The sequence below is a fragment of the Campylobacter subantarcticus LMG 24377 genome (genome assembly GCF_000816305.1).
Classification (GTDB): domain Bacteria; phylum Campylobacterota; class Campylobacteria; order Campylobacterales; family Campylobacteraceae; genus Campylobacter_D; species Campylobacter_D subantarcticus.
On sequence record NZ_CP007773.1, the window covers coordinates 1,531,377 to 1,549,656 of the forward strand.

General features: G+C 30.3%; 18 protein-coding genes. 10 read left to right on the forward strand and 8 right to left on the reverse strand.

The genetic code is table 11. The features are described 5' to 3' along the window. Nucleotides 1–57: 57 nt before the first annotated feature. Nucleotides 58–675, forward strand: coding sequence for an RdgB/HAM1 family non-canonical purine NTP pyrophosphatase (rdgB, locus tag CSUB8523_RS07840; protein ID WP_043020138.1), 618 nt, complete (start codon nucleotides 58–60; stop codon nucleotides 673–675). 37 nt (nucleotides 676–712) lie between these two features. Here the strand turns inward: rdgB and CSUB8523_RS07845 are convergent, their stop codons facing one another. The 3 genes from CSUB8523_RS07845 to CSUB8523_RS07855 are packed head-to-tail and all read right to left on the reverse strand — an operon-like array spanning nucleotide 713 to nucleotide 4,428. Continuing rightward, a complete protein-coding gene (locus CSUB8523_RS07845; RefSeq protein WP_043020139.1) occupies nucleotides 713–3,163 on the reverse strand; it encodes an efflux RND transporter permease subunit in 2,451 nt (816 codons plus the stop codon). Further along, nucleotides 3,163–3,732, reverse strand: coding sequence for a transporter, toluene tolerance family (locus CSUB8523_RS07850; RefSeq protein WP_039664461.1), 570 nt, complete (start codon nucleotides 3,730–3,732; stop codon nucleotides 3,163–3,165). The genes CSUB8523_RS07845 and CSUB8523_RS07850 overlap by 1 nt, the downstream gene beginning before the upstream one ends. A 9-nt stretch (nucleotides 3,733–3,741) precedes the next feature. Next, nucleotides 3,742–4,428 carry an MlaA family lipoprotein gene (locus CSUB8523_RS07855; RefSeq protein WP_039664462.1) on the reverse strand — a complete coding sequence of 229 codons (687 nt, stop codon included), beginning with the start codon at nucleotides 4,426–4,428 and terminating at the stop codon, nucleotides 3,742–3,744. A gap of 219 nt (nucleotides 4,429–4,647) precedes the next feature. Between CSUB8523_RS07855 and modA the strand changes: the two genes are divergently transcribed. The 5 genes from modA to CSUB8523_RS07875 all read left to right on the forward strand — a co-directional run bounded on the left by modA (nucleotide 4,648) and on the right by CSUB8523_RS07875 (nucleotide 7,127). Continuing rightward, nucleotides 4,648–5,394, forward strand: coding sequence for a molybdate ABC transporter substrate-binding protein (modA, locus tag CSUB8523_RS07860; protein ID WP_039664463.1), 747 nt, complete (start codon nucleotides 4,648–4,650; stop codon nucleotides 5,392–5,394). After that, nucleotides 5,391–5,780: a hypothetical protein gene (locus tag CSUB8523_RS07865; RefSeq protein WP_039664464.1), complete on the forward strand. Its 390-nt coding sequence runs from the start codon at nucleotides 5,391–5,393 to the stop codon at nucleotides 5,778–5,780. The genes modA and CSUB8523_RS07865 overlap by 4 nt, the downstream gene beginning before the upstream one ends. Next, nucleotides 5,774–6,628: an ABC transporter ATP-binding protein gene (locus CSUB8523_RS07870; protein WP_043020140.1), complete on the forward strand. Its 855-nt coding sequence runs from the start codon at nucleotides 5,774–5,776 to the stop codon at nucleotides 6,626–6,628. The genes CSUB8523_RS07865 and CSUB8523_RS07870 overlap by 7 nt, the downstream gene beginning before the upstream one ends. Before the next feature lie 204 nt (nucleotides 6,629–6,832). Then, nucleotides 6,833–6,973, forward strand: a complete 141-nt coding sequence (locus tag CSUB8523_RS10715; RefSeq protein ID WP_417903409.1) for a hypothetical protein — start codon at nucleotides 6,833–6,835, stop codon at nucleotides 6,971–6,973. Beyond that, nucleotides 6,915–7,127: a DMT family transporter gene (locus CSUB8523_RS07875; RefSeq protein WP_158336977.1), complete on the forward strand. Its 213-nt coding sequence runs from the start codon at nucleotides 6,915–6,917 to the stop codon at nucleotides 7,125–7,127. The genes CSUB8523_RS10715 and CSUB8523_RS07875 overlap by 59 nt, the downstream gene beginning before the upstream one ends. Before the next feature lie 10 nt (nucleotides 7,128–7,137). On the opposite strand, the gene CSUB8523_RS07880 is transcribed toward CSUB8523_RS07875, so the two are convergent. Continuing rightward, entirely contained in the window at nucleotides 7,138–8,790 is a 1,653-nt protein-coding gene (locus tag CSUB8523_RS07880) for a 4Fe-4S dicluster domain-containing protein (RefSeq protein ID WP_043020141.1), read from the reverse strand. A gap of 89 nt (nucleotides 8,791–8,879) precedes the next feature. Here CSUB8523_RS07880 and selA point away from each other — a divergent pair, with 89 nt between their 5' ends. From selA to CSUB8523_RS07900, 4 genes are read left to right on the forward strand one after another with little or no spacing between them, the layout of a single operon-like run. Continuing rightward, a complete protein-coding gene (gene selA, locus CSUB8523_RS07885; protein ID WP_043020142.1) occupies nucleotides 8,880–10,211 on the forward strand; it encodes an L-seryl-tRNA(Sec) selenium transferase in 1,332 nt (443 codons plus the stop codon). After that, nucleotides 10,204–12,009, forward strand: a complete 1,806-nt coding sequence (selB, locus tag CSUB8523_RS07890) for a selenocysteine-specific translation elongation factor (protein WP_043020143.1) — start codon at nucleotides 10,204–10,206, stop codon at nucleotides 12,007–12,009. The genes selA and selB overlap by 8 nt, the downstream gene beginning before the upstream one ends. Nucleotides 12,010–12,062: 53 nt before the next feature. Beyond that, complete coding sequence (locus CSUB8523_RS07895; protein ID WP_039664470.1) at nucleotides 12,063–12,776, forward strand: bifunctional thiol oxidoreductase; 714 nt, start codon at nucleotides 12,063–12,065, stop codon at nucleotides 12,774–12,776. After that, on the forward strand, nucleotides 12,763–13,290 hold the full coding sequence (locus tag CSUB8523_RS07900; RefSeq protein WP_043020144.1) for a hypothetical protein: 528 nt from the start codon (nucleotides 12,763–12,765) through the stop codon (nucleotides 13,288–13,290). The genes CSUB8523_RS07895 and CSUB8523_RS07900 overlap by 14 nt, the downstream gene beginning before the upstream one ends. 22 nt (nucleotides 13,291–13,312) lie before the next feature. On the opposite strand, the gene gdhA is transcribed toward CSUB8523_RS07900, so the two are convergent. The 4 genes from gdhA to gltX all read right to left on the reverse strand — a co-directional run bounded on the left by gdhA (nucleotide 13,313) and on the right by gltX (nucleotide 18,231). Then, a complete protein-coding gene (gene gdhA, locus CSUB8523_RS07905) occupies nucleotides 13,313–14,680 on the reverse strand; it encodes an NADP-specific glutamate dehydrogenase (protein WP_039664472.1) in 1,368 nt (455 codons plus the stop codon). 12 nt (nucleotides 14,681–14,692) lie between these two features. After that, nucleotides 14,693–15,358, reverse strand: a complete 666-nt coding sequence (locus CSUB8523_RS07910; RefSeq protein ID WP_039664473.1) for a 6-amino-6-deoxyfutalosine synthase — start codon at nucleotides 15,356–15,358, stop codon at nucleotides 14,693–14,695. A 246-nt stretch (nucleotides 15,359–15,604) separates the two neighbouring features. Then, on the reverse strand, nucleotides 15,605–16,840 hold the full coding sequence (locus CSUB8523_RS07915; protein ID WP_043020145.1) for a malate oxidoreductase: 1,236 nt from the start codon (nucleotides 16,838–16,840) through the stop codon (nucleotides 15,605–15,607). Continuing rightward, on the reverse strand, nucleotides 16,840–18,231 hold the full coding sequence (gltX, locus tag CSUB8523_RS07920) for a glutamate--tRNA ligase (protein WP_043020146.1): 1,392 nt from the start codon (nucleotides 18,229–18,231) through the stop codon (nucleotides 16,840–16,842). Before gltX ends, CSUB8523_RS07915 begins: the two co-directional genes overlap by 1 nt. Between the last annotated feature and the right edge of the window lie 49 nt (nucleotides 18,232–18,280).

Consider the following 18,280-nt stretch of genomic DNA (forward strand, 5'->3'; position numbering starts at 1 on the left):
TAATTTTACTATGATTTTGATAAACTTTTTTTAAAGTCTAAACAAAAAGAGTAATTTATGAAAAAAAAATTAAAAATAGTTTTAGCTACTTCCAATACACATAAAATAGAAGAAATTAAGAAATTTTTAACTACTTATGAAATTTATGCATTAAATGAAGTCATCACTCCTTTTGAAATCATCGAAGATGGCGCAAGCTTTAAAGAAAACGCTTTGATAAAATCTAAGGCTATTTTTAATGCTCTAGGTAACAAACAAGATGAATTTATCACCTTAAGCGATGATAGTGGCATTAGTGTAGAAGCTTTAGACAATGCACCAGGAATTTTTTCTGCAAGATACTCTCAAGAAGGCACCGATGAGGCCAATAGAAACAAACTCATTCAAGCCTTACATGAAAAAAATTTACATCAAAGTAAAGCATTTTACACCGCAGCTATAGCTATAAGCTCAAAATACGGACATTTTACTACCCATGGATATATGCATGGGCTTGTCATTGACACATTAAGAGGAAGTAATGGTTTTGGTTATGATCCTTTATTTATCCCAAAAGGTTTTGATAAAACCTTAGGAGAACTAGAAGAACAAGTTAAACTAGCCATATCACATCGTTCTCAAGCTTTAATGTTTTCTACTTACATTTTAAGAGTGCTTGAAAAAATAGCATTTTAAAAAGCAATTCATCAAGTACTTTTTATATATTTTAGCATTAATGTGCTTTGGCTTTTGATTTATTGTAATTTTGCTTAAAATAATGATAAGTCAAAATAAAACTTGGCAACAAAAAGAGTGATCCAAGCAAAAGTAAACTCATTGCCAAAACCGTAAGTAAGCCAAAATATATCGTTGGGATAAAATTACTACTTACCATTACCAAAAAGCCTAGAATAATCGTAACACTCGTGTAATAAATTGCACTTCCTATGCCAAGATGAGAAGCCTTTATAGCCTCTTCTAAACTTTTATGCTTCAACTCTTCTTTAAAACGGTAAATATAATGAATCATATCATCAACTCCTATCCCTATACAAATAGCAGCGATGGTAATACTCATAATATCAAGCGGTATATTTAAAATTCCCATTAAGCCAAACACCAAAGCCAAAGGTATGAGATTAGCTAAAATTGCAACAAAAGCATAAACAAAACTTCTAAAAATCACCACAAATAAAGCAAAAATCACAAGCACTACAAAAGCTAGAGTATCAAACTGCGAAGAAAAAAGACTTTGAAGCATGTTGTTATACAAAGGCATTATGCCACTAATTTGCACTTGTACATTGTCATTTTGTAAAAGTTTGTTTAGATTTTTTTCAAGCTGTTTTAAAAAGACATCGCGTCTTAAATTTGGGTCGCTATCTAACATACGCACACTAAATCTTAACTCATTGTTTTCCACACTAACAAAAGGAATTAAAACTTGCTTTTTAAAACCCTCATCTAAATTTTCATACAAAAAAGCCAAAGCAAAATCATCTAAAGGTTTGCCATTGTTAATGCTTTTGCCAAGCTCTAATAAACTTTCTAAACTTAACACAGAACCTACATATTTTTGTTTACTCAAAAACTCATGTACTTTAGCAGCTATTCTTGTTTTTTCACTACTAAAAAAATACCTATCATCTTTAGCTAGATCATCAAATTCTTGCTCAAACTCATCAGTACTTTGTTGGTGTTGCTTTTCTTGTTTAAAACGAACAATCACATCTAAAGGCATAGTCCCACCCAAGTCTTTATCGATAACTAGCAAACCTTGTTTAATTCTAGAGCTGTCTTTAAAATAACTCACAAAGCTATTTTCTACTTTAATTTGAGCAATACCCCATAAAGCAAACACTACACATAAAACACTAATACCGTAAATGATTTTTCTATGTTTTAAGCTCGCATTTGCACAAAAATTTAAAAAACAAAGCGAGCTTTGATTAAGCTTTTTAAATTCTAAACGCGGCATTAACACCAAAATACTAGCAAAATACACATAAGCTAAAATCAAACTCACACTTATACCAAGACTCATCATTATACCAAGTTTGATGATAGGCTCAATATCTGAAAAAACAAAACTTAAAAATCCAACAACCGTGGTTAAAATAGCAAAAAAACTCGGCTTTGCTTTGTCTAGTAAAGTTGAAAGAAGTATTTTATAGACACTAGACTTTGGATGTTTTTGTAAATTTTCTATAAAATGTACAATTAAATGAATCACAATAGAAACAGTTATGATCAATACCAAAGCTACATAATTTGAAGAAACCACAGTGATATCAAAACCCAAAAGCGCAAAAATTCCACTAGAACTAAAAAGAGAAAGCAAACAAATCCCTAAAGCTAAAAATACTAAACGCAAAGAGCCAAAAAACCACCAAAGCGCAACAAACAAAAGTCCAATTAAACTAAGTCCATAAATTTTCAAATCGCTTTTAACATAATTAATCATATCATTAGCGATCATTTCAACGCCACCAAGATGTAAAAAATCACCATTTTGACTATATTGTGCCACTAGTGCATTGATTTCATGTAGTCTTTGAGCACTGAATTTTCTTGAATGCTCTTGATGTTCTTTTATCAAAACTCTAAGTTGGTGCTTTTCTTTTTCATCTTTTAATTCATCTCTTGTGTGAACTAAGGCATTATATGCAAGATCAGGTGCAAGATAGATCAAAATTCCTGTCGTTTTTCCATCTTTTGAAATAATATTGTTTCTATAAAAAGGATGATTTAAAATTTCTTTTTTAGCTAGTGCGATATCCACATCTTGGCTAAAAATATTAGGAATATCTTGAATAATTTCTTTTAATTCTTTCCCTTTAGAACTTGTAAGCAAAGGAGCATTAGCGATAGAAAAAACCTTCTCCACTCCGTTGATTTTTGACAAAGCTTGGGTTAAATTTTTGATTTTACCTAAATTAACTTGGTCAAATATATCCCCTTGTTTGGGGCTAAAAGCAAGCATTAAAAAGTTATCACTACCATAACGTGTTGAAACTTCTCTATATAATTTCAAACCCTCATCATGCTCTAAAAGCAAGCTTTCAGCACTAGCATCTACACTTAAATTTTTTGCGAAAAATCCAAAAAAAACACAAAAAATCAAAGCAAAGCCCAAAGTTAATTTTGGGAAATTTAAAAAAACTTTTAAAATTCTACTTATCATTATTTAGAAAAATCAACACTAGAAAGCTTTTCAAGTAAGGTCTTAAAGTCGCCATTTTGCAAGACATCTTTAAACTGCGAACGATAAGTTTGAATGATACTTATGCCAAAAATATCCACATCATAAATTTGCCAATCATTATTTTTGTCATAAAATTTAAAAGTCACAAAATTTTCTTTACCATCTACTAACATTGATGTTTTTAAAAAAGCTCTTTTATTTTTTTCTTCTAAAGCAACGACTTTTAATTTTTGCGAATCATACAAAGCAAGCTTGTCTGTGAAGCTTTTTTTAAGATTTTTTTCAAAAGCTTGATTAAATTGTGTTTTTTCTGCTGAATTTAATTTTTCATATCTAGTAGAAAGACTAAGTTTGGCCATTAATTCATAATCAAAAACACCATCAAAAAGAGCAAAGATTTCATCTGCTGCTTTGTTTTTATTGTTTTTATTTTGATCTAAAATTTTTAAACTTTCATCAATTTTTTCTTGCATAGTTTTAGAGATATCTTGCAAATTTAAAGCAAAAGCAAATGCCACACTACAAAGTAAAACTATGATTTTTTTCATTTTTTCTCCTTATTTGATCATCTCTTGGCGTCTTTGCTCATACGCATCACGTATAAAAGTGTAATAATCCACACTATTTTGATAAACATCATCGATTTTTTCATGATCAAAGCTTAATTCATTTAATCTTAATGCAGTATTCACACTAACACCTAGCCAAAAATTCTTAATATACCCCTCAGGCACCATAAACCAATTAACCGGCAAGGCTAAACTATCTCGTAAATTAGAAGGACCAATCAATGGCAATACCAAATGCGGCCCACTTCCCATACCCCATTTGCCCAAAGTAGTTCCAAAATCTGCTTCATAACTTTTTAAAGGAGTTTTGCTTGCACTATCTAGCAAACCAAATCCAAAAATCACATTCACACAAAATCTTCCAAATTCCTCACCAGCTTTTCTAAATTCCAAACTTAAAAGGTGATTGATAAATCTAAAAGGCGATCTTGTGGTATCAAAAGCATTTTTTACTCCTGTTCTTATAAAACTTGGAGTAATACTTTTATAAGAAAGTGTAACCGGCCTTAAAAAATAAATATAAAGATCGTAATTAAATTTACTCATAGCTTTATTATAAATATAAAAACTATCTTTGACTTCTTTTTTTTGATACTCTTGCTCAAAATCTTCAAAGTCATTTGCTAAAATCAAAGCATTTAAAAATAAACACAAAACTAGTATGTATTTTAACAAGCTTTTTCCTTTTAAAATTTTATAAATTGAAATTTTAGATTATACAAAAATTAAAATAAATTTTTACATTAAAATGCTTTTAAAATATTCTTTAAAAAAAATAATAATTTTTATTTGCTTATAAAATAAGTCTTAGAAAATATGCAAAAAATAAAAATTTATTTTTGTATTCAAAAATAAGCTATAATTTTTTTAAATTTACGACAAAAAGGATCAAAAATGAAAAAAATTTTCACCTTACTTTTTTTATGCATTCTTAGCTATGGAGCTGATGTAAATATCGCAGCAGCTGCAAATGTAGCCTATGCATTTAAAGCCTTGCAAAAAGAATTTCAAAAAGAAAACCCTGATATTAGTATCAATGTAAGCTTGGGAGCTAGTGGAAATTTAGTTGCACAGATTAAAAATGGAGCACCATTTGATATATTTATGGCGGCAAATATGAAATTTGCTCAAAGTTTGTATGATGATCATTTTGCTAGTACAAAACCTGTTATTTACGCTCAAGGAGCTTTAGCTTTACTTAGTGTAAGAATGGATTTAAGCAAAGAATTAAACACGCTTAAAGAAGAAAAAATAAAAATCATCACCATAGCTAATCCCAAAGCAGCTCCTTATGGTCAAGCTAGCATAGAAACTTTACAAAATGCTAAAATTTATGAGCAAACAAAAGCTAAAATCATCGAAGCAAAATCCATAGGAGAAGCACTTACTCAAACACTAAAAGCAGCCGATGTGGGTTTTATAGCAGCAAGTGCTTTATATGAAGATACACTAAAATCTTATAAACTCCAAGAAGGAAAAAATTATATTTTAATCGATCCAAAGCTTTATGGACCAATCAATCAAGGCATTATTATCACTTCTTATGGTAAAGATAATGCCAAAGCTAAGAAATTTTATGATTTTATCCTAAGCGATAAAGCCAAGCAAATTTTCAAAGCTTATGGCTATAATACCCCATGATTAAAGCTAAAATAAACACGATAAAAAATTATGAAAATATAAACTGGGTGGAATTTCTTATAAAAAAACATAAATTATACATGCTTGCTTTAGAACTTGATGAAAAAGCAAGCATTGATCAAGAAGTGTCACTTGCTTTTAAAAGTAGCGAATGCTTACTTAGTAAGAAAAATTTAAAAAACTCATTTTTAAATACCTTTTATGCAAAAATTATTGATATTTTCCAAGGACAAATCATCACTATAATAAGATTAAAAAATGAGATTTGCACCTTTGAAGCTCAAATTAGCACTTTTGAATTTTTAGAACAAAATTATCAAAAAAATGATTTTGTATTTGCTTATGTACATCCTAGCGCTTTATTTATCAAAGAGTATTTATGCTAAAACTTGACTTTGAAAAAATCTTTAAAAATAAAGAAAAAGATTTTAAACTTAAGGTTAAATTTGAGGTTAAAGAAGGAGAATTTTGTGCTATTTTTGGAAAAAGTGGTAGTGGTAAAACTACGCTTTTGAGAATTTTAGCAGGTTTTGAAAAAGCACAAGGAAGTTGTATCTTTCATGATAAGATATTTTTTGATGAAAAAAACTTCTTAAGCCCGCAAAAAAGACAACTTGGTTTTGTTTTTCAAGACTATGCTTTGTTTGAAAATATGAATGTAGAACAAAATCTACTATATGCCAAAAAAGATCTTGAATTTGCAAATGAACTTTTAGAACTTTTGGATTTAAATCAGCATAGAAAAAGTCATATTTTAGAACTAAGCGGAGGACAAAAGCAACGCGTAGCTTTAGCAAGAGCCATTATGCAAAGACCAAAGCTTTTACTTTTAGATGAGCCATTTAGCGCTTTAGATAATGAAATCAAACAACGTTTACAAGATTATCTTTTCAACATTCATAAAACTTATAAAATCACTACCATTTTAATCAGTCATGATGTAAGCGAAGTTTATAAACTAGCCAATAAAGTCATCATTTTAGAAAATGGAGCTATCATCAAGGAAGGCTCGCCTAGTGAAGTTTTTTTAAAAACACAGGGCTCACAAAAATTTGCCATAAAAGCACGCATTTTAAAACTACAAAAGCAAGATAGTATTTTTGTTGCTATTCTTGCCATAGGAAACCAAATCACTCAAGTTGTATTAAGTCCTTTAGAAGCAAAAAATTTCAAAGAAAACGATGAGGTACTTCTAAGCCAAAAAGCTTTTACACTTAACCTAGCTAAAATATGATAAAATACACTGATTATAACATTCTAAGGCGATAAATGACTTATGGATTTTTTATCTTAAATTCTATACAAGTTTATGGACTCCATGGAAAGTAAGACTATCTTGTGGTTATTTTATAGCCCCTACTGCACCGCCTTTTATTCTTTTATAATTTAATTTATTTTAACTGATAAAGGAATAAAAATGCATTGGTTTGTTTTGGCGATGAGTATAATTTTTGAGGTAATTGCAACTAGTTCTATGAAATACGCAAGTATAAGTAAAAATAATCTTTATTTGATTGTTTTTGCAATATTTTTTTTCTTTTTCATTAGTAGGTTTATTTTATGCTTTAAAGAAAATTGATCTTAGTGTTGCGTATGCAACTTGGGCTGGATGTGGTTTAGCACTTGTTAGTGTGGTTGGGTTTTTAGTTTTTAAAGAAGCCATAACGCTTAATAAGATTATTTTTATTATTTTAATCGTCACTGGAGTTGTGGGGTTAAAACTTAGTGCTTAAGCCTTTTGGCTTAAAGCACATTCATACTTTGTATCATTACCTTTGCTTTACATTCAGCACAACAATATAGCGTTTTTATTTTCGCTTCATCGCCCATAAATCTTGGCTTCATAATGCTAGCGATTTTTTCAATGGCTTTTTTAGTAGCAAATTCCTTCCCACATTCAACACAAGCAAAAAGCTCATCTTGAGCTAAAACCATAAAAGAAAAATACTCTTTTTCTAAATCTATACCACTTCTTTGAAGCACTAGCGTGTCTTTTTCAGCACAACTTGCTTCGCAATACCCACAGGTGGTACATAAACTCGCATTAAATTTCAAAGAATTATCTTTAGCATCAGCCACTAAAGCTCCTACATTACAAGCTCCAACACAAGAAAGACACAAAGTACAGGTATCGGTATTGATAGTGATTTTTCCATAGCGTATCCACTCTTTACTTGGAATATTGCCTAAATTTTGATCCCCTATAATTTCTCTTAGTCTTATTGCAAAATCTTCTCTTTTTAAAAGCGCAGGATTATAAGAAATAAATTTAAGATCATCAATAAAACAAGCTTGTTCCATAGCTTCTAAAAGTTCTTTTTCATTTTGAGCTACAAAAATTGCATTTTGTTTATATTTTCTTTGAAAAATTTCATTCATTAAATCTACCACTTCTAAAGCACCTTGTGATAAACCATTGCTGTAAAAAATCACACTCGCACCACTTGTTTGAAGCATAGCTAGAAAATGTGCTTGATCTAGATAATTTTCTCCTTTAATCATAAAAGGCATCACATCTTTTTTTAAAGTGATATTTAAATTTTCAATCGACATTTTTTCAGGAATGATTAAGATGATTTTATCTTCGTAGAATTTTAAAATTTCATAAAAACTATTGCGTGGCATAGGCGCATAATCAAGCGCGCCACTAGGGCAAATTCCTACACAATCGCCACAACTTAAACAATCTACATGAGAAAATTCTAATTTCTTTTGCTCATCGTCTTTTAAAATAGCCACACTAGGACAGATTTCGGCACATTTTCCACAATGAACACTTCTTCTTTCATGGTATTGACAAATGCTATCATCATAACTAATGTAATTTCTAAATTTATATTTTGGAGAATTAGAGTTTAAAAGTTTTATAAGTGCTTCTTGACTCAAGCTAGAAAAATCATAACAGCCACTTTGCTGATCAAAGCTTTCTTTTTTTGTATCATAGAGAAAAAAATCACAATCAATATCCACTTGCTCGCCATTTTTCAACGCTATCACACAAAGCTCACCTACACAACCTAAAACACCCAAACATTGCTCATTGTTTAGTTTTAAAACCTTGTATTCTTCTTGTTTTAAACTTCCAATTAACTCACTTTGCTCCTCATCGCTTACAAGGATTACATTTTTACCCACTTCTTTAGTATATTCTAAATCAAGACCCAAATCATAGACTTTAGATCTAACTTGATATAAAAAATCAATAGTTTTTGATTTTGCTAGCACATCATCTTGAGAATTTTTAAGATAAAAATTAATCTCAGGTGCGTAAACTTCAGGATTTAAAAGCTTTGAATTTCCTATAAAAACTTCTTCTTCACAGGCTTTTTGAGCTATGCTAATATTATCACTTAAAGGGATTAAGTCTTCATTTTCTAAAAATACAAAATCTTTCATTACACTCTCTTTTTAATTTTTTGGCTTTAATTATATAAATTTCATTATAAAAAAGTTATAATTTTACTAATTTATTCTTAAGGTTTAAGATGAACAAATTTAGAAATTTTCCGCCCATAAACACTTTAATCAACGATGAAAGCTTAGCTGATTACCCTTTATACCTAAGATCTTACTTTGCTAAGCAAGTTGTTTCAAATTGTAAAAAAGAACTCACTAAAAATGAGAATTTAAATTTTAGTTTACAAAATTTACTCACAAAAATCACACAAAATATACAAGATTTTTTAAATACACAAAGTCAAAGCTTAGTCAATGCCACTGGTGTGATCATACACACCAACCTTGGTCGTAGTATCATTGATGAACATATTTTTGAAAAAACTAAGCCAATTATTTGCTCTTACTCTAACTTAGAATTTAACATGCAAACTGGCAAAAGAGGATCAAGATATGATGCGCTAAATGCAAATTTAAAAATTTTGTTTGATTGTGAAGATTGTTTAGTAGTTAACAATAACGCTTCAGCTGTATTTTTAATCTTAAATACTTTAGCAAAAAATAATGAGGTTATCACTTCAAGGAGTGAGCTAGTTGAAATTGGTGGAAATTTTAGAATTCCTGAAGTTATGCTAGCAGCCGGTGTTAGACTAAAAGAAATAGGCACAACTAATAAAACTCATCTGTATGATTATGAAAATGCCATCAATGAAAATACTAAGATGATTTTAAAAACCCACCGCTCTAACTTTGCTTTTAAAGGTTTTTTTGAAGAAGTAAGTTTAAGTGAAATTCACACTTTAACAAAAAAGAAAAAACTCATTTCATATTATGATTTAGGTGCTGGCTGGTGTGAAAAAATCAACAAACAACTCAGTAAAAATGAGCCAAACGTGAAAGAGCTTTTAAAACACTGCGATATCTTAAGTTTTAGTGGTGATAAGCTTTTTGGCTCTACGCAAGCAGGCATTATACTTGGAAAGAAAAAATACATTCAACAGCTAAAGAAAAATCAACTCTTAAGAATGTTAAGAGTTGATAAAATCACACTTGCTTTTTTAAATGGAACCGCCAAGGCTTATTTGGAAAAAGAATATGAAAAAATTCCTACTTTAAAACTTTTAAATGATGATTTAAAAACTATAGAAAAAAAGGTGCTTTTTGTCCAAGAAAAGATTCCTGTAAAATGCGAGTTAAAAGCTTCTAAAAGTTTAGTAGGTGGTGGATCTATGCCCGATAAAAGTCTAGACACTCTTGTGTTAAGTTTTAATGAGAAGGCTTTGCCTTTGCAAGAAAAATTTAGAAAAAAAGGTATCATTGGTCGTATTGAAAATGGGTGTTTTGTGCTAGATTTTAGAAGTATTTTAGAAAAAGATTTAAGCCGTTTAATCCACGCTATCAAAGAGGTATTTCATGCATAGTATTATCATAGGTACAGCTGGGCATATTGATCATGGCAAAACTTCACTGATTAAAGCTATTAATGGATTTGAAGGAGATGATTTAAAAGAAGAACAAGAAAAAGGCATTACGATTAATTTGAGTTTTTCAAACTTAAAAAGTGAAAATTTAAACATTGCTTTTATCGATGTACCAGGACATGAAAGTTTGATCAAAACCATGATAAGTGGTGCTTTTGGTTTTAGAGTGTGTATGTTTGTCATAGATATCAACGAGGGTTTAAAAGCTCAGAGTATAGAGCATTTAAAGGTCTTAGAATTTTTAGGTGTAAAAGATGTAGTGCTTGTTTTAAGCAAAGTTGATTTGTGCAAAGACTTTGAATATAAGCAAAAAGAACTTTTAAATGAGATCAGCACTTTTAAAGTCAACATCTTAAAAGTATTTGCAACTAGTATTTATGATGAGCAAAGTATCTTGAGTTTAAAAAACTATCTTCTAAGCCTAAAACCCAAAGAAAATGATGAAAATTTGATTTTTAGGTACTACATTGATAGGGTTTTTTCTCTAAAAGGTATAGGTACAGTAGTAACAGGAAGCTTAAATGAGGGAAAGATCCATAAAAACGAAAAAATCTTTTGCCTTGAAACCCAAAAAGATATCATGATAAAAAATATACAAATTCACGAAGAAAATATTTTAGAAGCAAAAACTTACAACAGAGTTGCTTTGAGTTTAAACTGTGATTATCATGAATTAAAAAAAGGCTATGTGCTTAGCAAAAAAGGTATTTTTAAAAGCTTTAAAAGCATCGATGGGGTAGTTTTTACCACAGGGATTAAACATGGAAGTATTTTGGAATTTTGTAGTGGGTCAAAAAAACTAAATGCCAAAATAAGCATCATCAAAGAGTTAGAAGATAAAACTTATGTGAGTTTAGATTTTGATAAAAACTTGGCTCTATGTTTTGATGATAAATTTATCCTACTTGAAAATGGACGCATTAAAAGTGGTGGTGTAGTGCTTAATGCAGTAAGCGAGCCTTTAAAAAAAGATATCAAAACCAAATATCTCATGCTTTTAGAACAAAGAGATTTTAAAAGAGTGTTTGAATTTTTAAAACAAACCCACAAACTTGGTTTTGGTTTGCTCTCATGCTACCAACGCTTCAAACTCTCCCATGAACAAGCTTTGAATTTAGCAAAAAGCTTAGATCATGTTTTTGTCGATGAGCAAGCTTTAAATGTATACGATCTTAATGCTATGCAAAACTTGAAAGATTTTATTAATTTTATCTTTTCTAAAAATCCTTACGCATTAATATCGCCTCATTCTATTGCCCTAAGACTTTCTTGGGCGAGTGAAAATTTTTGCGCTTATACACTTATGCAAATGCAAGAAAAGCTAGATTTTAAAGATGGGATATGGTTTTTAAAAGGACAAAATTATGAAAGATTGCAAGAAAAAGCCCATTGTGAACTTTATGAAATTTTAAAAAAAGAAGGTATTAAACCTACTGCGCCTTATAATCTTTATGAGTATCTAGAACTTGATAGAAAAAATGGAGATTTTATTTTAAAAAAACTCACCAAAGAAAATAAAGTCATCAGACTTGCACATAATCTTTTCATAGAAAAAAATTCTCTTGAAAATCTTATACAAGAGTTTTTAAAACTTTTACAAACACATCATCTAGATGTAGCTTTTGTTAAAAACCATTTTCAAATTTCAAGAAAGTATGCCATAGCTTACTTAGAGTATCTTGACAAAAACTACCCTCAAGTAGTAAAAATAGATGAAAAAAGGTTTTTAAGAACCTAAGTGTTAAAGTTTACATTTTATAATGTGTGAAAAATTTAAAATAAAGGAAAAGAATGAAAAAATCTTTAGCTCTTTTAACTCTTGCTAGTTCTTTATTTGCTGCGAGTAATGAAGAAATTATTAATTTTTTCAAAAAAAATCCCAACCTATCTAACGCTAACATTAGTGTTTCTAGTAGAGAAAAAGTTCCTGAAACTGATTTTGAGGTAGTTACGGTTAATTTTGAAATCAGCGGAAAAAGCTTTCAAGAAATTGTTTTCACTCAAGCAAACATCATTACAACTGAAGTGATTGATGTAAAAAAAGGTGAGTTTTATTCTCAAGTTTATCAAGCAAAACTCATGGAAAAACAACAAGCTGAATTTTCAAAAAAAGCTTTAGTAGAACTTAAAAAAGAAAAAATGTTTGTATCTTTAGGTGATAAAAATAAACCTTTACTTTATGTATTTAGCGACCCTGAATGCCCTTACTGTAGAATGCATTTAGATAAAATCGAAGAAGTATTAAAAACTCACCAAGTAAAATTTATCCTTACTCCAATCCATGATACAAGTGCATTTGAAAAGTCTGCATTAATTTACAAAGAAAGTAAAAGTGCAAAAAATGATGTGCAAAAAATTGCCATCATGAAAAAATACTATGATAAAAATTTAAAAGACTATAAAAAACCAAGTGAATCAGAGGTTCAAGCTGTAAGAGATACTTTTGCAAAATACTCCAAACTTGGCCTTCGTGCTGTACCAACCATCATCAATGCTCAAAAATAGTTTTTTCTTGCTTGTGTTTGCATTATTTTTTAGTGCATGCACAGGCTCTATGCAATCTTTCGTTCAAACTAGCAATGAAGGTATTTTCCTACATGCTAATAAAAATCAAAGTTTTTCTTTACACATCAATAATCCTTCAAAATTAAACACAAATTTAGAAGCCAAACTCACTCAAAAATTACAAAATTTAGGATTGGTTTTAGATAATACTCAAAGTGATTATAAAATTTATATCAATATAGTAGATTTTAAGAAATTTTCTTACGCACAAAGACTAATTGCTTCTAATGCAAGATTTTTTTATAATGACTTTGATAAAATAGATAATGTTTTTGAAATGGAAGTAGAAAATTACTATCTTTTGCAAGTTAATTTACAAATTAGCTCCAAAAACTCTACTCAAAGCACCTCGCTTTTAGCAAGAACTGCTTATCTTGGCAACATAGACAGAGCCAAAGAATCTTTAGAAGAAAAAATCACTAATCAAATAACAAGCTTTTTTTATATACACTAAAGATGGCATTTAAGCCATCTTTTTAAATATAACCATGATCAATCATTGCATCAGCTACTTTTTTAAAGCCTGCTATATTTGAACCTACTACTAAATTTCCTTCATGATTATAAGCTTTTGCACACTCGTATGAATTTTCAAAAATATTTTTCATAATCTTATGTAATTTTGCATCAACTTCCTCAAAACTCCATTGACACATACTTGCATTTTGTTGCATTTCAAGTTGAGAAGTCGCTACACCACCTGCATTAGCAGCCTTAGCCGGAGCAAATAAAAAGTCTTTTTGATTTAACATAAAATCAATCGCTTCAAGTGTGCTTGGCATATTAGCTCCCTCTGCTACCATACGACAGCCATTGTGATATAAGGTTTTAATATCTTCTAAATTTAACTCATTTTGCGTAGCACTTGGAAAAGCTATATCACAAGGTATGCTCCATACTCCATTGCAACCTTGTTTATACGCACTTTTTGGAGTAAAAATAGCACCTTTTTTAAGCACTGCATAATCACTCACTCTAGCTCTTTTTGCTTCTTTAATTTCTTTTAATAAATCTAAATCTATCCCATCTTTATCATAGACAAATCCATCACTATCGCTTATTGTAATAGCCTTTGCACCAAGTTGATGTAATTTTTCTATGGTATAAATTGCCACATTTCCGCTACCTGAGACTGCACACTCTTTTCCTTCTAATGCATTATTATATTTTGCTAGCATTTCTTGAGTAAAATACACACAGCCATATCCTGTTGCTTCTGTTCTTACTAAGCTTCCACCCCATGGAATTTTCTTTCCCGTTAAGGTTCCATCAAAATTAGAGCTAATTTTCTTATAAGCTCCAAACATATATCCAATTTCTCTAGCGCCAACCCCTATATCGCCTGCTGGCACATCAGTGCTTGCACCTATGATTTTTGAAAGCTCGGTCATAAAAGCTTGACAAAAACGCATAATTTCTGCTTCGCTTTTACCTTTAGGATCAAAATTTGCTCCTCCTTTAGCTCCTCCTATCATTAAACCTGTTAGAGAGTTTTTGAAAATTTGTTCAAAACCTAAAAATTTCAAAACATCTAAATCTACACTAGGATGAAATCTGATCCCACCTTTATAAGGTCCTAAACTAGAATTAAACTGCACTCTATAACCAAAATGTGTTTGAGCTTTACCTGCATCATCAATATATACTACTCTAAAAATAGTCGCTTTTTCAGGCATAACAATACGCTCTAATATAGCATGATCTTGATAAGTTTTGTTAGATTCAAGTAAAGGTTCTAAAGAATTTAACACCTCAGTTGCTGCCTGAAAAAAGATAGGTTGTCTTGGGGAAGTTGCTTGAATTTTTTCTAAGGTTTCATTGATATATTGTTTAGCTATACTCATAAATTGTCCTTTTTATAGTATCTTGCTGTTTGCATTGGCTAAAAATTTTTTTAGCGCCTTTTGCTCCTTTGTTCCTATTTTGTAGTAAATTAGCTTTAAGTATGCGCTAATTTCCTTTTGAGAAAGATTTCTTGATTTAGAATAATCTAGCAAAATATATTGTGGAATGAAAATTTTACTTTTTGTGAAATTTTTCATCATTTTTTTATAAATAGAAAAATTTTTAACACAAGAAAAGCGCGCAAAAACAAAAGGTAATTTTGTCTTTTCATACCATAATTCGCACAAATCAATATAATCTTTTGGATTTTGCAAATAAAGTTTTAAAGCCTTATCACCGATGATAACCTCCCCTTTTTGCTTTAAAACTTTTGCAAGAGCATTAGAAGTTGCAGAGCTTGCATCTTCTTTGCTTTGAGAATGTTTTTTCACTAAAACGCTTTTTACCTTTTTGCTTGCGCAAATTCCCACATTTAAGGTTTTGTATTTTTTTCTACGACTTTCAATACTTGAAATAATCGCTGCATCAATACGCCTAAAATACAAATGGCGATTTAGCTTACTAGGAACCCCTTTTTTGTATTCTGTAGTTTGCTTAACATAGCCAGGAAAAGCTGTTTTTTTAAGATAGATATGCAAAGGGAGTAAATTAAGATAATCTATCTTTCCAAAAACCATCTTAGCCTTTCTATGATTAAGTATTAGTATCCTATAAAAAAATATCTTAAATATAAATTAATTTAATTAAGAATATAATCAATACTAAAATTTATGTCAAAATTTAACATTTATTGTAAAAAATTATCTTATTACTTGATTTTATTAAATTAAAAATTAGAAATTGAAAAGTTAAATTGAAAGATTTAAAATAAAAATTAAGTTTTATTCAAAAAAATATTTTAAATAAAACTTAATATATAAAAATTATTGTAAAATTGCTAGATATTTTTGATAGTCAAATTCTTTCGCCAAAGCTACTCCATCTTCAACCGCAGCTTTTGCCACAGCAGCACTAACTACAGCTTTTACCCTACTATCAAATGGTTTTGGTATCACATAATCTCTACCAAAGCTAAGCTCTTCTACCCCATAAGCTTGTTTTACTTCATCAGTTACTTCAAGTTTAGCCAAATCAGCCAAGGCCTTAGCCGCCGCTATTTTCATGTTTTCGGTAATTTTAGTCGCTTTTACATCTAAAGCTCCTCTGAAAATAAAAGGAAAACCTAAAACATTGTTAATTTGATTTGGATAATCACTTCTTCCTGTTCCAACTATAGCATCATTTCTAACTCTTTTAACATCTTCAGGCATTACTTCAGGCACAGGATTAGCTAATGCAAAAATCACAGGATCTTTAGCCATACTTAAAATCATCTCATCATCTAAAATCTTAGGTGCACTTAAACCCAAAAACACATCAGCACCTTTTAAAGCTTCTCTTAAAGTACTATCTTTAGTATCGCTTACAAATTCTAGTTTATACTTATTTAAATCATCTCTTTGGGTATTAATCACACCTTTGCTATCTACCAAAACGATATTTTTAACCCCTAAATTTCTATACATTCTAGCACTTGCAATACCCGCTGCGCCAGCACCACTTACAACTACTTTAATATCTTCAAATTTCTTACCACTAATTTCCATAGCATTCATCAATCCTGCAGTAGAAATGATCGCGGTGCCATGTTGATCGTCATGCATTACAGGAATTCCAAGATCTTGCAAAGCAGCTTCAATCTCAAAGCATTTTGGCGCTGAAATATCTTCTAAGTTAATCCCTCCAAATGTAGGTGCCACAGCTTTACAAAAAGTAACAATTTCATCCACACTATGTGCATTAATCTCTAAATCATAAGCATTCACATTCGCAAATTTTTTAAACAAACACGCTTTACCTTCCATAACAGGTTTACTTGCGCTAGCTCCTATATTGCCAAGCCCCAAAACCGCACTTCCATCACTTATAATAGCAACCAAATTAGCTTTATTGGTGTATTTGTATGCTAAAGTCTCATCTTTTGCTATTTCAATACAAGGCTCAGCAACACCCGGGGAATACGCCAAAGATAAGTCATGAGCGCTATCCATAGGTTTTCTAGTGACAATATCTACTTTGCCACCTAAGTGGTATTCTAAAGCCTCTTCTTTTAAATTCATTATTTCTCCTTCATGTATTTGAGTAAATTCTCTATCCTAAGCTTAGCTTTTTGCACTCCTAAAAATTCTAATACTTCAAATATACTAGGGCTCACTGAGCTACCTGTAAGTGCAATACGTATAGCTTGAGCTAGATCTTTTAACTTAAGATTATTTTCTTCTAAGAATTGATTAGTTAATTCTTCAAATTCGCAAGCATTTTTTTGCTCATTTAAAACCATAGCGTATTTTTCCAAATAAGTTAAATTTGTTACATTAAGAAATTTATCTACAGCCTTTTGATCATATTCTTTTGGGTCATTTAGTAACACTTTAGCACTTTGAATGATATCATGTAAAGTTTTAGATCTCTCTCTTAATAGATCTAATAAAAACGGTGCTTTATCAAACTGACTTAAATCAAAACCAAGATCTTTTAGCTGTCTATTGATTTCTTCAAATGGTAAAGTTTTAATATAGTGAGCATTGAGCCATTCTAATTTTTTAAAGTTATAGCAAGATGCACTTTTGTTGATATGATTTGGATCAAAAAGTTCTTGCATAGTTTCTAAAGAGAAAATTTCATCATCGCCATGACTCCAACCAAGACGCACTAAAAAATTAAGCAAAGCCTGAGGTAAAATTCCCATATTTTTGTATTCCATTACATCGGTTGCACCATGACGTTTAGAAAGTTTTTTACCATCTTCTCCATGTATCATAGCCACATGATAAAATTGAGGAATTTTAAAGCCTAATGCTTCATAAAGAACGATTTGTTTTGGTGTATTTGACAAATGATCATCTCCTCTTATAACATCACTCACACCCATTAGCGCATCATCAATTACAACAGTTAGATTATAAATTGGACTACCATCACTTCTTGCAATTACAAAATCATCTAAAATATCTTTAGCCTTAAAACTAACCTCGCCTTTAATACCATCTATAAATTTAATCTCTCCACTTTGTGGTACTTTTATGCGCACCACAGGTTCAATACCACTTGGCGGAGTTCCTTTAAAATCTCTATATCTACCATCGTATTTTGGGCGCTCTTTAGCTGCTTCTTGCTTAGCTCTTAACTCATCAAGCTCTTCTTTGCTCATATAACAATAATAAGCCTTACCCTCATCTAATAATTTTTGAATGTATTTTTTATAAATATCAAATCTTTGAGATTGATACTCAATCATCCCATCATAATCAAGTCCACACCATTTAAATGCTTCTATAATAGCTTGCGTAGCTTCTTGTGAATTTCTTTTTAAATCCGTATCTTCAATACGCAATAAAAATTTACCCTTATTCTTTCTTGCATAAAGATAATTATATAAAGCCGTTCTAAGTCCTCCTATATGCAAATATCCTGTTGGAGAAGGAGCAAAACGTGTTGTGATTTCTTGCATATTTTTACCTTTTTTAAATTTTTATTGTTATAATGCTATATTTACACTT

Bases quoted from the DNA above. Each gene is read 5' to 3' on its own strand.
- CSUB8523_RS07910 (WP_039664473.1), bottom strand. From the start codon at position 15,358: ATGGTTTTTGGAAAGATAGATTATCTTAATTTACTCCCTTTGCATATC.
- modA (WP_039664463.1), top strand. From the start codon at position 4,648: ATGAAAAAAATTTTCACCTTACTTTTTTTATGCATTCTTAGCTATGGA.
- CSUB8523_RS07880 (WP_043020141.1), bottom strand. From the start codon at position 8,790: ATGAAAGATTTTGTATTTTTAGAAAATGAAGACTTAATCCCTTTAAGT.
- gltX (WP_043020146.1), bottom strand. From the start codon at position 18,231: ATGCAAGAAATCACAACACGTTTTGCTCCTTCTCCAACAGGATATTTG.
- gdhA (WP_039664472.1), bottom strand. From the start codon at position 14,680: ATGAGTATAGCTAAACAATATATCAATGAAACCTTAGAAAAAATTCAA.
- CSUB8523_RS10715 (WP_417903409.1), top strand. From the start codon at position 6,833: ATGAGTATAATTTTTGAGGTAATTGCAACTAGTTCTATGAAATACGCA.
- selB (WP_043020143.1), top strand. From the start codon at position 10,204: ATGCATAGTATTATCATAGGTACAGCTGGGCATATTGATCATGGCAAA.
- CSUB8523_RS07915 (WP_043020145.1), bottom strand. From the start codon at position 16,840: ATGAATTTAAAAGAAGAGGCTTTAGAATACCACTTAGGTGGCAAAGTA.
- CSUB8523_RS07845 (WP_043020139.1), bottom strand. From the start codon at position 3,163: ATGATAAGTAGAATTTTAAAAGTTTTTTTAAATTTCCCAAAATTAACT.
- CSUB8523_RS07870 (WP_043020140.1), top strand. From the start codon at position 5,774: ATGCTAAAACTTGACTTTGAAAAAATCTTTAAAAATAAAGAAAAAGAT.
- rdgB (WP_043020138.1), top strand. From the start codon at position 58: ATGAAAAAAAAATTAAAAATAGTTTTAGCTACTTCCAATACACATAAA.
- CSUB8523_RS07895 (WP_039664470.1), top strand. From the start codon at position 12,063: ATGAAAAAATCTTTAGCTCTTTTAACTCTTGCTAGTTCTTTATTTGCT.
- selA (WP_043020142.1), top strand. From the start codon at position 8,880: ATGAACAAATTTAGAAATTTTCCGCCCATAAACACTTTAATCAACGAT.
- CSUB8523_RS07865 (WP_039664464.1), top strand. From the start codon at position 5,391: ATGATTAAAGCTAAAATAAACACGATAAAAAATTATGAAAATATAAAC.
- CSUB8523_RS07850 (WP_039664461.1), bottom strand. From the start codon at position 3,732: ATGAAAAAAATCATAGTTTTACTTTGTAGTGTGGCATTTGCTTTTGCT.
- CSUB8523_RS07900 (WP_043020144.1), top strand. From the start codon at position 12,763: ATGCTCAAAAATAGTTTTTTCTTGCTTGTGTTTGCATTATTTTTTAGT.